The following is a 14050-nucleotide window of genomic DNA, read 5'->3' on the forward strand; positions in this document are numbered from 1 at the left end:
AAGGTTGTACACATTGGCTGCATGCTGCGCCTAGTCTGGCGAAATTTTGAGCAGCAGCGCGGCTCGCGTTTGAAGCGGGAGCAGACCCTAACTAAATAGCCCTCTCCCCTCGCCTGCAAGTGCAAGCAGCGAGGGGAGGGTAAAAGCTAGCGGGGAAAAGCGGGAGGATTGACGCGGGCCATATCTTCCATCACGCGCACCACCTGACAGCTATAGCCAAATTCGTTGTCGTACCAGACGTAGAGCACCAGGCGCTTATCGGTGCACAGGGTTGCGCCGGCGTCGACCACGCCGGCGTGGCGTGAGCCGACAAAATCGCTGGAGACTACTTCTTGCGAGTTGACGTAGTCAATTTGCTTGTGCAAATCCGAGTGCATGGCGGTCTGGCGTAGAAATTCGTTGATTTCGTCGCGCGTGCTCGCGGTTTTCAGGTTGAGATTTAAAATCGCCATCGACACATTGGGTGTCGGCACGCGGATGGCGTTGCCGGTTAATTTGCCCGCGAGTTCCGGCAGCGCTTTGGCAACCGCAGTGGCCGCGCCGGTTTCGGTCAAGACCATATTAAGCGGGGCGCTGCGGCCACGGCGGCTGCCTTTGTGGAAGTTGTCTATCAGGTTTTGGTCGTTGGTGTAGGCGTGCACGGTTTCCACGTGGCCGTTTTCAATGCCGTATTGCTCGTTGATGGCTTTAAGTACCGGCACTATGGCGTTGGTGGTGCAGGAGGCGGCGGAGATGATCGGGTCATCGTCTTTAATATCGCGGTTATTGATGCCGTGCACGATATTTTTGATGTCGCCCTTGCCGGGGGCGGTCAGCAGCACGCGGGCAATGCCCGGGCAATTGAGGTGCAGAGATAAGCCTTCGCGGTCGCGCCATTTGCCGGTGTTATCGACCAGTAGCGCGTTGTCGATTCCGTATTGCTGGTAGTTGACGCTGGAAGGGTCGGCGGAATAAATCACCTGGATGCGGTTGCCGTTGGCGATCAGGCAGTTGTTCGCTTCATCGACCATCAGCGTGCCGTTAAACGGGCCGTGTACCGAATCACGGCGCAACAGGCTTGCGCGTTTGAGCAGGTCGCCTTCTGCGCCTTTGCGCACCACGATGGCACGCAGTTTGAGACCTTCACCGCTGCCGGTTTTTTCAATCAGGATGCGTGCGAGCAGGCGGCCGATGCGGCCAAAGCCGTAGAGCACGACATCGGTGCCTTGGCGATTGTTGTCTTGCTGTTTTTCGCTGATCGGCGCAAGTTCATCACGGGTAAATTGCTCCAGAGTGCGCCCGCTTCCTTCACGGCGGAATTTGGCAACCATTTTGCCCAAGTCAACCGAAGCCGCGCCGAGGGCAAGGCCGCTCATGGTTTTGAGGATGGCGAAGGAGTCACTGATGGCAAGTTCCCCATCACCCAAACGGTGACGGGCGAATCGGTGCGCTTTGAGCAGGGCAATCGGCGAGCGGCCAATCAGGCCGCGTCCGTAGATGGACGTGACCACTTGGTGTTTGCGGTAGAGCTGCCCAATCAGCGGAATCATTTCTTCGGCCAAGGCTTCGCGGTCAATCCACGCGGCAAGGCAGGCATCGGGTTTTACGGTCACGGGGAGTACCTTTTTAAGCAGGGACATGGGCGGGGGAGTAACCATGCAGGGCAGCATTATGCCCGCGCCAAGGTTAGTCCGGCAAACTGGCGAGCGCAGTAATGAGCGCCTGTTGTTGATCCGGTGTACCTATGCTGATGCGCAAAAACTGTTCAATACGCGGCTGTTTAAAGTGGCGCACCAAAATGCCCTGTTCGCGCAGCCATCCGGCAAGCCAAGCGGCATCACGCCTTGGATGGGTGGCAAAGACAAAATTGGCCGCCGACGGCAACACTCTAAAGCCAAGGCCGGACAGCCCCTGGCTGAGCAGTTTGCGCGATTGAACGATCTTGGCGCAGTTTTGCGCGAAGTATTCTTCATCCTCAAACGAGGCAATGGCGCCGGCGCTGGCGAGGCGGTCTAGCGGATAGGAGTTAAAGCTGTTTTTCACCCGTTCCAGCGCTTCAATCAACTCGGGGTGTCCCAATGCAAAACCGACGCGCAGCCCGGCCAGTGCGCGGGATTTCGACAAGGTTTGCACCACCAGCAAGTTAGGGTACTGGTTAATCAGCGCGCAAGCGGTTTTGCCGCCAAAGTCGATATAGGCTTCATCCAGCACCAATAGGCTGTGCGGGTTGGCTTCAAGCAGTTGGGCGATGAGGGAAAGCCCGAGCAGGCCGCCGGTCGGTGCGTTCGGGTTGGCGAAAATAATGCCGCCACAAGGGCGGTAGTAGTCCCTTAAGTTGATTTGGAAATGCTGATCCAGCGGCACCGGTTCGTAATCAATACCGTACAGGGCGCACCAGACTGGATAGAAGCTGTAGCTTATATCTGGCATCAGCACCGGGCCGCTGTGTCCCAGCAGGGCATAGAAGGCGTGGGCGAGCACTTCATCGGAACCGTTACCGACAAACACCTGATTGGGGCGCAGCTTAAAGGCGCGGTAGTAGTGGACTATCGCTTCTTTGAGCTTTTGGCTGTTGGGGTCTGGATACAGGCGCAAGCTGGTGGAAAGTTCCGCCTGCATGGCCGCCGAGACACGCGGCGACGGCCCGTAGGGGTTTTCGTTGGTGTTGAGCTTGATCAATCCCGACTGCTTGGGCTGCTCGCCTGGGGTGTAAGGCGCCAAGTCGTGCAGCAGCGGATTCCAATATGGGTTCAAGGTAGCCGATCCTTCAAATGATGCGATATTCGGCGCTTCTGGCGTGGGCGGTCAGTGACTCGCCGCGCGCCAGCAGGCTGGCAAGTTTACCCAATTGCGAGGCGGCAGTGGGCGAGCACTGGATAATGGACGAGCGCTTTTGAAAATCGTATACGCCCAGCGGAGAGGAAAACCGCGCCGTGCCGGATGTGGGTAATACGTGATTGGGACCTGCGATATAGTCGCCCAAGGCTTCTGCCGTGTATCGTCCCAAAAAGATGGCACCCGCATGGCGGATATGGGGCAGCCACTGTTCGGGGTTTTCCAGCGACAGTTCCAGATGTTCCGGCGCAATGCGATTGGCAAGTGCGCAGGCTTGCGACAAATCTTGCACCTTTATCAGTGCGCCGCGTGCTTCAAGTGAGGTTTTGGCAATGGCGGCGCGCGAAAGGGTGGGCAGCAGGCGCTTTAGGCTGTCTTCGACTTGGTTCAAGAAGCCTGCATCGGGGCAAAGCAGGATGGCCTGTGCGTCTTCGTCGTGTTCGGCTTGGGACAATAAGTCCATCGCAATCCAGTTGGGATCGGTTTGCCCGTCACAAATCACCAAGATTTCCGAGGGTCCTGCAATCATATCGATACCGACCTGGCCGAACACTTGCCGCTTGGCGCTGGCGACATAGCTATTGCCGGGGCCGGTGATTTTGTCCACCTTGGGTATGCTTTGCGTGCCGTAGGCGAGTGCGGCGATGGCCTGTGCGCCGCCGATGCAGAACACGCGGTCTACTCCGGCAAGTGCAGCGGCGGCAAACACCAGTTCGTTGTGTTCGCCACGCGGGGTAGGGACGACCATGATCAGTTCCGCAACGCCCGCGACTTTGGCCGGAATGGCGTTCATCAACACGGATGACGGGTAGGAGGCTTTGCCGCCGGGGACATAAAGCCCCACGCGGTCGAGCGCGGTCACTTGTTGGCCGAACAGACTGCCATCGTCGTCCACATAGCGCCAAGACAGTTGCTTTTGGTTTTCGTGATAGCTGCGGATGCGCTGCGCGGCTTGCGTGAGCGCCTCGCGTTCGGCAGGGCTGATGCGATTGAGCGCTTGCTCAAGACGCGCTTTGGGCCGTTCCAGCTCGGCCATGCTGGCGGCCTCGCACTGGTCAAAGCGGCGGGTAAATTCCAGCACGGCGTGATCGCCTTGCTGGCGTACCGCTTGGATGATGTCCTGTACGCGGCGTTCCAAGTCCGCATCCAATGCGGCTTCAAAGGCAAGCAGACTGTCCAGTTGCTGATGGAAATCTTCAGCGCTGGCGTTAAGGCGACGAATAAAAAGCGTCATGGGCAGGCATTCTCTTGGGTCTTGGCAACGGCAAGGCGCAGGCGCTCAATCAGTGCGTCAATAGGCGCATGTTGCATTTTCATGGACGCTTGATTGACTACCAATTGGGCGCTGATCGGGCGGATGAGTTCCATCGGCTCCAGCCCATTGGCACGCAGCGTATTGCCGGTATCGACCACATCGACAATACGGTCGGCAAGGCCGACCAGCGGGGCGAGTTCCATTGAGCCGTAGAGTTTGATGATTTCCACCTGTCGCCCAAGTTCTGCGTAATAACGGCGCGTTAAGTTGACATACTTGGTCGCCACTTTAAGCCGTCCGGCGGGTAGTGGTTTTCCTGGCACGCCCGCTGTCATCAGCTTGCAGCGGGCGATATTTAAGTCGAGCGGGCTGTAAAGCTGGCCGCCGTATTCGAGCAATACATCTTTACCGGCCACGCCCAGATCCGCCGCGCCCTGTTCGACGTAAGTCGGCACGTCGCTGGCGCGGACAATCAGCAGGCGCACATGCCCTTGCTCGGTTTCGATAATCAGCTTGCGGCTTTGTTCGGGGTGTTCTTTGGGGACAATGCCCGCTTGCGCCAGCAGCGGCAGGGTTTCATCCAGAATGCGTCCCTTGGATAGCGCAATGGTTAGCATGGGTATTTATCCCCTAGGAGAGGGGCTTCGAATAAGCACATAACAAGCACTCAAGAAGGTACGCGGCGGATTTTTGCGCCGAGCAGTTGCAGTTTTTCTTCAATGCACTGATAGCCGCGGTCGATATGGTAAATGCGCTCAATGACCGTATCGCCTTCGGCAACCAGTGCGGCAATCACAAGGCTGGCCGAAGCGCGTAAATCGGTTGCCATCACTGGCGCGGCTTTCAGTTGTGGCACACCGGTGACTATCGCGGTATTGCCTTCGACCAAAATCTGCGCGCCCATGCGGCGCATTTCGTAGACGTGCATAAAACGGTTTTCAAACACCGTTTCAATCACCGTGCCGGTGCCTTCGGCAATGGCGTTAAGCGCAATAAACTGTGCTTGCATATCGGTCGGGAACGCTGGATAAGGCGCGGTGCGCAAGGTTACGGCACGTGGTTTTTGCCCGTGCATATCAAGGCTAATCCAGTTGTCGCCGGTTTTTATTTCTGCGCCCGCTTCCTGCAATTTAGCGAGCACCGCCTCCAAGGTATCCGGCGCGGTATCTTTGAGCTTGACGCGCCCGCCGGTCGCGGCGGCGGCGACCAGATAAGTGCCGGTTTCGATACGATCCGGCATCACTGAATAGCGCGTGCTGTGCAGGCGCTCTACGCCATCGACAATCAGCGTATCCGTGCCAATCCCCTGGATTTTTGCGCCCATGGCCACCAAGCAGCGGGCAAGGTCAGAGACCTCCGGCTCACGCGCGGCGTTTTCCAACACGCTGCGCCCTTTGGCGAGCACGGCGGCCATCAGGATGTTTTCGGTACCGGTGACGCTAACGGTATCAAACCAGTAACGTGCCCCGCGCAGTCCGCCGGGCGGCGCTTTGGCTTTGATATAGCCGCTGTCGACTTCAATCGTGGCGCCGAGTGCTTGCAGTCCGCGGATATGTAAATCCACCGGACGCGAGCCAATCGCGCAGCCGCCGGGCAGTGCCACTTCCGCCTCGCCAAAACGCGCGACCATGGGGCCTAACACCAAAATCGAGGCGCGCATGGTTTTGACCAATTCGTAGGGTGCCACCAAGGTTTTGATATGGTTGGAGTTAACCTCGACGCTGAGCTTTTCATCAATGATCGGCTCAATGCCCATACGGCCAAACAGCTCAAGCATGGTAGTGATGTCGTGCAGGTGCGGCAGATTGCAGACCGTGACCGGTTCATCGGCGAGCAAGGTCGCTGCCAAAATCGGCAGCGCCGAGTTCTTCGCACCGGATATGCGGATTTCGCCGGAAAGCCGCTTGCCGCCGCTGATAATCAGTTTATCCATCAGCTTTGCCCAGGCAGAAATTTCATGGTCACGGCGTGGATGCTGCCATCGGCAATCCACGGGTTTAAATGGCTATAAACGCGCTGCTGGCGCTTGACCGGTGACAGGGCGGCGAGTTCGTCGCTTTTTAAAGTCAACTCGAAATTACAGCCTTCGCCTTGAACCTCAACCTTAACGCCGTTCATCTGTGCTTCGAGAAAGGCTTTTACTTGCGCTGCTTGCATGGGAATGGGCTTAACCGGCAATAAAGCGCTGCATCATACAAAAAAGGCAGCGGGCTGTGTTGAGCACCCTTTCTAGGGTCTGTTCCCGTTTCAAACGCGAGCCGCGCTGCTGCTCAAAATTTCGCCAGACTAGGCGCAGCATGCAGCCAATGTGTACAATCTTGGCAAATGCTGCAACAACGTATGGCGAAATTTTGCGCGCAGCCCGAAGGGACGGGGCAGATTTTTCGCGCCGCTGCGTTGCTCGTCGCTCATTTGCATGAGCAAACTTCGCTTCTCGCGCCTTACTGCGCGAAAAATCTGCCTCCGTCGCGGCCACGTTTGAAGCGGGAGCAGACCCATCAATACGGGCATTTTCTGCCCTCCCTCATTGATGGAAGAGGGACGTTTAACAGAGTGCTATTTTTTTAAGGCGAGGCGGGCGGTCTTCCGTTAATTAATCCTTACTTTCTTCGCCTTGATGCAGCAGCCCCAGCATATGGCCGAGCTTGCCCGCCTTGGTCTTTAAATAATGCAGATTGTGTGGATTAAGTCCGTGTTCCAACGGAACGCGCTGTGCAACGCGAATACCCAAATCCTGCAATGCTTTGACCTTGCGTGGATTATTGGTCATCAATTTGAGCGCCTTGATGCCAAGGTGCGCCAGCATCGGCTGGCACAGCGCGTAGTCGCGCAAGTCGTCGGCAAACCCCAGCTTTATATTGGCCTCCACCGTATCGGCACCTTCATCTTGCAGCGCGTAGGCGCGGATTTTATTCAGCAGGCCAATGCCGCGCCCTTCTTGCCGCAAATAAAGCAGCACGCCGCGCCCTTCATCGGCAATGGCTCGCAGCGCCGCTTCCAACTGAAATCCGCAGTCGCAGCGCAGACTGAACAGCGCATCACCGGTCAAACATTCCGAATGTAGCCGCGCCAGCACCGGTTCGCCGCTGCGGACATCGCCCAAGGTCAACGCCACATGCTCGCGCCCCGTCTCGCGCTCGAAAAAACCATGCATAGCAAAAATGCCAAAAGGTGTAGGCAGTTTGGAAGCGGCAATAAAATCCAAGGTCACTGGGCGTTTCTGCCTTTAAGCCAAAGGGGTGGCATTGTAGCAGGGTGGTTTGCTGGAATTACCAGGAACTTATCCGTTCATCACGGGCTTTACCCGCCGCCTGTGGTTTAAATCGCTTGCGCAGTTGCTTTCTGCGGTAATGCCATTAAATCCGTTGCTGAGTATTGCGGGCTTTCGCATAATAAGTTTATGACTATAACGTCGGTTCGCGCGGGTTAATGCTTAATACTTCCACTCATAAACTGCAAGCCACCGAGTCGGCGGTTATATTCAGGGTAACGCCAATTTAAATGGCCGTGCGGCTGGCGATATGTTAAATGAAGTTACTGGCAGTCATCGCAGTCTTTTAAAAGGTTATACCGAAGTCGCCGGTTCTTCGGCATCGGTGATTATGGCTAATCCGCATGGCATTACTTGTGAGGCATTAAGGCTTATTCCGTTAATGGTGGCAATATTTTAATCGACAGCGGGGCGTGGATGCACGTATTCTGCGGCTTTGGCGTACAGCTCAAAAGCCCGTGTGTAATCTTGAGAAACGCCGTCTCCGTCTCGTATCTCTGGCCTAAAAGGTAATCTTCATGAGTGTTGGCAGAAGACATCAGTGTTGTCCTGTTATCCGATTGTGGGTGAATGCCCCGAAGCGTCAGGGTTCTTATCCTTGAAGATAAGTATCTAAAAGGTTGCTGGGTATCTGTCAAGTTTAGTTTTGACAGCCTGCGCTACTATCAAAAAAGCGAAGACCTGGGCGCTTATCAGGGCAAATTATCCGGCAATGCCATTGAGATTAATCTGCGCGGCGCATTGATTAAAACGCCCGCAAGTATTGGAAGAGCACGAGGGTGCGCTGTATTTTCGGCGGGTTAGCTGGCTTTAAATAAAGACAATAAGCGCACTATATCTTGAGTGCGTTGGTGCAGTAGTTGGGCGGCGTTTTGGCAGGCTTGTTCCAGGCTGAGCGGGCCGCTTACCAAGCTAAAGGCGGCGGTTAAGCCTTGGTGGTAGAGCGCCTGGTAGCCTTCGCCCAAGCTTCCGGCCAATGCAATCACCGGGATTTGTTGGCGCCTGGCGATTTGCAGTACGCCGGATAGGGTTTTGCCGTGCAGGGTTTGTGCATCCAGGCAGCCTTCGCCGCTGATAACTAAATCGCAGTGCTGCATGGCTTTATCCAGATGGATGATTTCGGCAGTCTTCGCAGCGCCCGGTACGATTTTCGCCGATAAAAAGGCTTGCAGGGCAAAGCCTGCACCACCTGCCGCGCCGCTGCCGGGGCGGATGCTGAAATCTTCGCCAAGAACGCTTTCTGTAAGTTCAGCAAAGTGTGAAAGGGCGGCTTCAAGCCTTGCGACTTGTTCGGCGTTTGCGCCTTTTTGTGGGGCGAATACGGTGGCTGCGCCTTGTGCGCCGCACAGTGGATTATCAACATCGCAGAGCACTTCGATCGTCACTTGCTTAAGTCTTGCATCCAGATCGGCAAGATGGATATGGGCAAGCTCAGCCAGTCCCGCGCCGCCTTGAGCAATGGGTTTGCCTTGTGCGGTTAAAAGGCGTGCGCCCAAGGCTTGTAGCAGGCCACTGCCGCCATCGACACAGGCGCTGCCGCCAATGCCCAGAATAATGTGCCTGGCACCGGCATCCAGCGCCGCGCGTATGAGTTCGCCGCAGCCGAAGGAGCTGGCGTGGCAGGCATCACGTTCGCCCGGTTTAAGCCGCATGAGGCCGCAGGCTTCGGCAAGTTCGAGCAGCGCGGTTTGGCTTTCGGCCAGCCAGCCCCAGCGGGCGCTGATGTTGCGTCCCAGCGGGTCTTGTACCGTACTTTGCCTGGGCGCGGCACCAGTTGCTGCGAGCAGCACGTCCAGCGTGCCTTCGCCGCCGTCGGCCATTGGTTTTAAGATCAGTTCGGCATTGGGCAGCACCGCTCTTATGCCACATGCCATTGCCTGCGCCGCTTCAGCAGCGCTTAGGCTGTGTTTGAAGGCGTCCGGAGCAATCAGGATTTTCATTTTTTAAGATTAACGCAGGGGGGGGAATGTGGCCGGTTTTATATGGCGGTCATCGCCGATAAATGGGCGCTATTTGAGCGCCTCCCTAATAATAAAGGCCGCTTTGCCGCTGTAGCGGTTTTTGATGGAGCGCCTTTATTAAACACTTGCGTGTATTGGAGGGGCGCGGGAGCGCAACGTTTGGCGGCGCTTGAAGAGCAGGCGACTGAATCATGCGCTGTCAAACCCGCCCTTGCTCCACGGCCTCCAGCAGTAGGTTATCAATACGCGTTTGCCAGCCTTTGCCGGTTGCTTTGAAAGCATCCAGCACCTTTTGCGATAGGCGGATAGTGGTTGCGGCTTTGACGGGCGCTTTCTGCGCACCACGGCGACGCATGCCCAGCACCTTTTGTAAATCGGCGGGCAGCACCTCATGCGCGGGACGAAACAGCGCCATATCGGCAGCGGTTAATTCGCGAACCTCGCCCTCATCATCCGTTAATGGCATGTGCGCGTTCATAACGTTTTACCTCTCTGGGGTTGGCCTTGCGGAAGCTAATGACCCGAATACCGCCTTCAATCGGCGTAAAACACAGTACATGCAGGCGCGTCCCTAGCATGGACAGAGAGACATAGCGCACCTCTGGATAGACTTTGCGCGTGTCTTGAAAGGTCACGGCATTATCAAAATCAAGTTCACGCGCCTTATCAAAAGGCAAGCCGCGCTCCTCAATGTTGGTAGCGTTCTTTTTCGGGTCATAGTCAATTTCTACGAACAAATTGTAATAACAATTTACAGTGGCGTCAATCCTCTTGACGCGGCGCGTAGCTGAAGACATCGGCGTGCATCTGGCTTTGCGCCATGCCAGCGGCGATCAGCGCGTCACAGGTGGCATAGACCATTTCCGGTGAGCCGCAAATATGGGTTTGCAGCTTTTTAAGCTGCCCGCGAAAATCGGCGCAGACCGCTTGGTGCAGCAGTCCGCGCCGTCCTTGCCAGTCATTGTCCTCGCTAACCACTTGGCAAAGATGGATATTTTTTGCCTGCTGCCAGTCGTCCCAATGTGGCAAGTGGTAGAAGTCTGTCGCAAGGCGTGCGCCCCAGTAGAGGTAGATGGGGTAATTAAAGCCGCGCAGCAGGCAGCTATCCACCAGGCTTTGCATCTGCGCCATGCCGGTTCCGGCGGCAATCAGCAGTAGCGGGCGGCCTGGCAACTGGGCGAGATGAGCATTGCCAAACGGCAGTTCAACACGGGCGAGGCGTTCGCGCTGCAACTGCGTGAGCAGATCTTTAGCGCTTTGTTCACGCGCCAGAATGTGCAGTTCCAGTTCGCGGCCACAATCCGGCGTGGAGGCGATAGAAAAGGCGCGGCTTTCGCCGTTATCGCGTTCAATGCGCAGATATTGTCCGGCGTGGTAGCGGATTTTTGCGCCAGCGGGCGCACGCAAAAGAACGCGAAAAACATCCGCGCCGCTATCGGTGCAGTCCACTAACTGACAAGCTATGCGCCTCCTTGGTAATTCGCCCGCGGTCAGTACCGCTTCCCAGTGCAAGGTGCAGTCGGCGAGCGGTTCGGCGAGGCAGGTGAAGATTTCGCCTTCGGCCAAGATTTGCCCCTGCTGCTTGACTTGCCCGCTAAGCAAAGTGGCCGCGCAGATATGGCATGCGCCGTTGCGGCAACTTTGCGGCGGATGAAAACCTAAGCGACAGGCCGCCTGCAAAATGCGTTCATTAGGCTGCACAGAAAGCACCGCGCCCAGCGGCTGCAAGGTAACGGTGCGCACCTTAATCAATCCCGAGGGTATCCCAGAGTGCGTCAATACGCGCTTTAACGGCGGCATCGGGCACTATCGGGCGACCCCATTCGCGCGTGGTTTCCCCCGGCCATTTGTGCGTGGCATCAAGACCCATTTTTGAGCCAAGGCCGGAAACCTGCGAGGCAAAGTCCAGATAATCAATAGGTGTGTTATCAATCAGCACGGTATCGCGTTTAGGGTCCATGCGCGTAGTCAGCGCCCAAATCACGTCCTGCCAATCTCGCGCGTTAATGTCGTCATCGGTGACGATAACGAACTTGGTGTACATAAACTGGCGCAGAAACGACCAAACTCCCAGCATCACCCGCTTGGCATGGCCGGGGTACTGCTTTTTGATGGTCACCACAGCCAGTCGATAGGAGCAGCCTTCCGGCGGCAGGTAGAAGTCGGTAATTTCTGGGAATTGCTTTTGCAAAATGGGGATAAACACTTCGTTTAGCGCCAGTCCCAGCATGGCCGGTTCATCCGGCGGGCGACCGGTGTAGGTGGAGTGATAAATCGGTTTTTCGCGCATGGTGATGCGCTGCACGGTAAACACAGGAAATTGCTCGACCTCGTTGTAATAGCCGGTATGGTCGCCGTAGGGGCCTTCTGGCGCGGTTTCCCCGGGAACAATCACGCCTTCGAGGACGATTTCTGCACTGGCTGGCACTTGCAAATCGCAGCCTTTGGCTTTGACCAGTTCGGTCTTGTGGCCACGCAACAGGCCGGCAAAGGCGTATTCAGAAAGCGCATCCGGCACTGGCGTAACGGCGGCCAAAATGGTTGCCGGGTCTGCGCCCAAGGCCACGCAAACGGGATAAGGCTGGCCGGGATGGGCAAGGCACCAATCACGAAAATCCAGCGCCCCGCCGCGATGGCTTAGCCAGCGCATAATCAGTTTGTTGCGGCCAATCACTTGTTGGCGGTAAATGCCCAAATTCTGCCGCGCTTTATGCGGGCCTTTAGTGATGGTAAGCCCCCAAGTGATGAGCGGGGCGACGTCACCCGGCCAGCAGGTTTGCACCGGCAATTGGCTCAAATCGACCGCCTCGCCTTCCATCACCAGCGCTTGGCAAGGCGCGTCTTTAATCAGCTTGGGCGACATGCTGAGCACTTTTTTAAGCAGCGGCAGCTTGCTGAAGGCATCCTTTAAACCCTTGGGTGGTTCGGGTTCTTTCAGTTGCGCGAGCAGTTTGCCGATGTCGCGCAGCGCCGAAATATCAGTGGCCCCCATACCAAGGGCGACCCGCTCGGTGGTGCCAAATAGATTGCCTAAAAGCGGCATGTCAAAACCGGCAGGCTGTTCAAATAACAGTGCAGGGCCCCCTCGGCGCAAAGTGCGGTCGCAAATCTCGGTGATTTCCAGAGACGGCGAAACAGGCGTTTGAATACGCTTTAACGCGCCGCGTTGTTCAAGTGCGCGGATAAAATCACGCAGGTCGCGGTACTGCATGCTTCTACCTTTTAAGACGATTGCTTACGGCGCATGGAAGCAAAAAATTCGTCATTGGTTTTGGTGGTTTTAAGTTTATCGATAAGAAACTCAATCGCCGCCATTTCATCCATCGGATGCAATAGCTTGCGCAAAATCCACATGCGCTGCAATTCATCTTCGGCGGTTAACAGTTCTTCGCGGCGAGTGCCGGAGCGGTTGATATTGATGGCGGGGAATACGCGCTTCTCGGCGACGCGCCTATCCAATATCAATTCCAAATTACCGGTGCCTTTAAACTCTTCATAAATCACTTCATCCATTTTCGAGCCGGTTTCAATTAACGCGGTCGCCAAAATGGTTAAGCTGCCGCCTTCTTCAATATTGCGCGCGGCACCGAAAAAGCGTTTGGGTTTTTCCAAGGCATGCGCATCAACACCGCCGGTTAATACTTTGCCGGAACTGGGGATAACGGTGTTGTAAGCACGCGCCAAACGGGTAATGGAATCGAGCAAAATCACCACGTCGCGTTTATGCTCGACCAGCCGCTTGGCTTTTTCAATCACCATTTCGGCGACTTGCACATGGCGCACGGGCGGCTCGTCAAAGGTCGAGGCAACCACTTCACCGCGCACGGTGCGCTGCATTTCGGTGACTTCTTCCGGGCGCTCGTCAATCAGCAGCACAATTAAATAGCAGTCTGGATTATTGCGCGTAATATTGGCCGCAATATTTTGCAGCATAATGGTTTTACCGGCTTTCGGCGGGGCGACAATCAACCCGCGTTGACCTTTGCCGATGGGTGCGCATAAATCAATAATACGACCGGTAATATCTTCGGTGGTGCCGTTACCGGCTTCCATCACCAAGCGTTTATCGGGAAATAGCGGCGTCAGGTTTTCAAACAATACTTTGGTGCGGGCGTTTTCCGGCCGGTCGAAGTTAATGGTATCGACTTTAAGCAGAGCAAAATAACGCTCACCCTCTTTCGGCGGGCGGATTTTGCCGACGATGGTATCGCCAGTGCGCAGATTAAAGCGGCGGATTTGGCTGGGCGAGACATAAATATCATCGGGGCCTGCCAAATAAGAAGAATCCGCCGAGCGTAAAAAGCCAAAACCGTCCTGTAAGATTTCCAATACGCCATCACCGGAAATCTCTTCACCACTTTTGGCATGGCGCTTGAGCAAGGCAAAGATAACATCCTGTTTGCGCGAACGCGCCATGTTTTCAATGCCCATTTGTTCGGCGAGTTCGAGCAGTTCAGTAATCGGCTTTCGCTTAAGTTCAGTCAGGTTCATAGAAGTAGCAGAGGATTGGAAAAGAAGCTTAAATGCCAGAGGCTTATCTGGCGGGATACGCGTAGAGGCGGGAAGTTATGTTTTTTCAGATAAAGGCGCGCGGCAGAAATGCCATCAAGGTGCGAATTTAGCAGCCTGCGGCGAATGCGTCCAGTCCTGGGGTCTGTCCCCGCTTCAAACGTGGCCGCGACGGAGCCAGATTTTGCGCGCAGCAAGGCGCGAGAAGAGAAATTTGCTCATGCAAATGAACGACGAGCA

13 protein-coding genes and 1 pseudogene are annotated in these 14050 nt (G+C 55.9%); 1 reads left to right on the forward strand and 13 read right to left on the reverse strand.

The features are described 5' to 3' along the window. Window positions 1-146: 146 nt before the first annotated feature. The 7 genes from AXE65_RS01845 to ribA form a co-directional block, all read right to left on the reverse strand. The gene (locus tag AXE65_RS01845; RefSeq protein ID WP_193393229.1) at window positions 147-1619 is read right to left on the reverse strand and encodes a glyceraldehyde-3-phosphate dehydrogenase; all 1473 of its coding nucleotides are present in this window, start codon (window positions 1617-1619) and stop codon (window positions 147-149) included. Between the two features lie 46 nt (window positions 1620-1665). After that, complete coding sequence (gene hisC / locus AXE65_RS01850) at window positions 1666-2733, reverse strand: histidinol-phosphate transaminase (protein WP_068387229.1); 1068 nt, start codon at window positions 2731-2733, stop codon at window positions 1666-1668. Window positions 2734-2746: 13 nt separating this feature from the next. Next, window positions 2747-4048: a histidinol dehydrogenase gene (gene hisD, locus AXE65_RS01855; protein ID WP_068387232.1), complete on the reverse strand. Its 1302-nt coding sequence runs from the start codon at window positions 4046-4048 to the stop codon at window positions 2747-2749. Next, a complete protein-coding gene (gene hisG / locus AXE65_RS01860; RefSeq protein ID WP_068387235.1) occupies window positions 4045-4686 on the reverse strand; it encodes an ATP phosphoribosyltransferase in 642 nt (213 codons plus the stop codon). Before hisG ends, hisD begins: the two co-directional genes overlap by 4 nt. 50 nt (window positions 4687-4736) lie before the next feature. Further along, a complete protein-coding gene (gene murA / locus AXE65_RS01865; RefSeq protein ID WP_068387238.1) occupies window positions 4737-6002 on the reverse strand; it encodes a UDP-N-acetylglucosamine 1-carboxyvinyltransferase in 1266 nt (421 codons plus the stop codon). Beyond that, entirely contained in the window at window positions 6002-6226 is a 225-nt protein-coding gene (locus AXE65_RS01870) for a BolA family protein (RefSeq protein ID WP_068387241.1), read from the reverse strand. The genes murA and AXE65_RS01870 overlap by 1 nt, the downstream gene beginning before the upstream one ends. Before the next feature lie 436 nt (window positions 6227-6662). Beyond that, window positions 6663-7280 (reverse strand): GTP cyclohydrolase II, encoded by a 618-nt coding sequence (ribA, locus tag AXE65_RS01880; protein WP_068387247.1) that lies wholly within the window; start codon window positions 7278-7280, stop codon window positions 6663-6665. 168 nt (window positions 7281-7448) lie between these two features. Here ribA and AXE65_RS14480 point away from each other — a divergent pair. Continuing rightward, window positions 7449-7716, forward strand: a pseudogene (locus AXE65_RS14480) (two-partner secretion domain-containing protein); the annotation flags it as partial. A gap of 424 nt (window positions 7717-8140) precedes the next feature. Here AXE65_RS14480 and AXE65_RS01890 read toward each other — a convergent pair. The 6 genes from AXE65_RS01890 to rho form a co-directional block, all read right to left on the reverse strand. Further along, on the reverse strand, window positions 8141-9280 hold the full coding sequence (locus tag AXE65_RS01890) for a glycerate kinase (RefSeq protein ID WP_068387253.1): 1140 nt from the start codon (window positions 9278-9280) through the stop codon (window positions 8141-8143). Window positions 9281-9500: 220 nt separating this feature from the next. After that, the gene (locus tag AXE65_RS01895) at window positions 9501-9767 is read right to left on the reverse strand and encodes a BrnA antitoxin family protein (protein ID WP_068387256.1); all 267 of its coding nucleotides are present in this window, start codon (window positions 9765-9767) and stop codon (window positions 9501-9503) included. Continuing rightward, window positions 9751-10098, reverse strand: coding sequence for a BrnT family toxin (locus AXE65_RS01900; protein WP_079214001.1), 348 nt, complete (start codon window positions 10096-10098; stop codon window positions 9751-9753). Before AXE65_RS01900 ends, AXE65_RS01895 begins: the two co-directional genes overlap by 17 nt. Continuing rightward, entirely contained in the window at window positions 10064-11044 is a 981-nt protein-coding gene (locus tag AXE65_RS01905) for a 2Fe-2S iron-sulfur cluster-binding protein (RefSeq protein ID WP_068387272.1), read from the reverse strand. The genes AXE65_RS01900 and AXE65_RS01905 overlap by 35 nt, the downstream gene beginning before the upstream one ends. Before the next feature lies 1 nt (window position 11045). Beyond that, window positions 11046-12512: a 4-hydroxy-3-polyprenylbenzoate decarboxylase gene (gene ubiD / locus AXE65_RS01910; RefSeq protein WP_068387262.1), complete on the reverse strand. Its 1467-nt coding sequence runs from the start codon at window positions 12510-12512 to the stop codon at window positions 11046-11048. Window positions 12513-12523: 11 nt separating this feature from the next. Then, entirely contained in the window at window positions 12524-13792 is a 1269-nt protein-coding gene (gene rho, locus AXE65_RS01915) for a transcription termination factor Rho (RefSeq protein ID WP_068387266.1), read from the reverse strand. Window positions 13793-14050: the final 258 nt, after the last annotated feature.

The sequence above is a fragment of the Ventosimonas gracilis genome, assembly GCF_001580025.1.
Classification (GTDB): domain Bacteria; phylum Pseudomonadota; class Gammaproteobacteria; order Pseudomonadales; family Pseudomonadaceae; genus Ventosimonas; species Ventosimonas gracilis.

Coding starts and splice junctions, on each gene's coding strand:
- AXE65_RS01900 (WP_079214001.1), bottom strand. CDS start 10,098: ATGTCTTCAGCTACGCGCCGCGTCAAGAGGATTGACGCCACTGTAAAT.
- AXE65_RS01870 (WP_068387241.1), bottom strand. CDS start 6,226: ATGCAAGCAGCGCAAGTAAAAGCCTTTCTCGAAGCACAGATGAACGGC.
- hisD (WP_068387232.1), bottom strand. CDS start 4,048: ATGACGCTTTTTATTCGTCGCCTTAACGCCAGCGCTGAAGATTTCCAT.
- AXE65_RS01895 (WP_068387256.1), bottom strand. CDS start 9,767: ATGCCATTAACGGATGATGAGGGCGAGGTTCGCGAATTAACCGCTGCC.
- ubiD (WP_068387262.1), bottom strand. CDS start 12,512: ATGCAGTACCGCGACCTGCGTGATTTTATCCGCGCACTTGAACAACGC.
- AXE65_RS01845 (WP_193393229.1), bottom strand. CDS start 1,619: ATGTCCCTGCTTAAAAAGGTACTCCCCGTGACCGTAAAACCCGATGCC.
- murA (WP_068387238.1), bottom strand. CDS start 6,002: ATGGATAAACTGATTATCAGCGGCGGCAAGCGGCTTTCCGGCGAAATC.
- hisG (WP_068387235.1), bottom strand. CDS start 4,686: ATGCTAACCATTGCGCTATCCAAGGGACGCATTCTGGATGAAACCCTG.
- rho (WP_068387266.1), bottom strand. CDS start 13,792: ATGAACCTGACTGAACTTAAGCGAAAGCCGATTACTGAACTGCTCGAA.
- AXE65_RS01890 (WP_068387253.1), bottom strand. CDS start 9,280: ATGAAAATCCTGATTGCTCCGGACGCCTTCAAACACAGCCTAAGCGCT.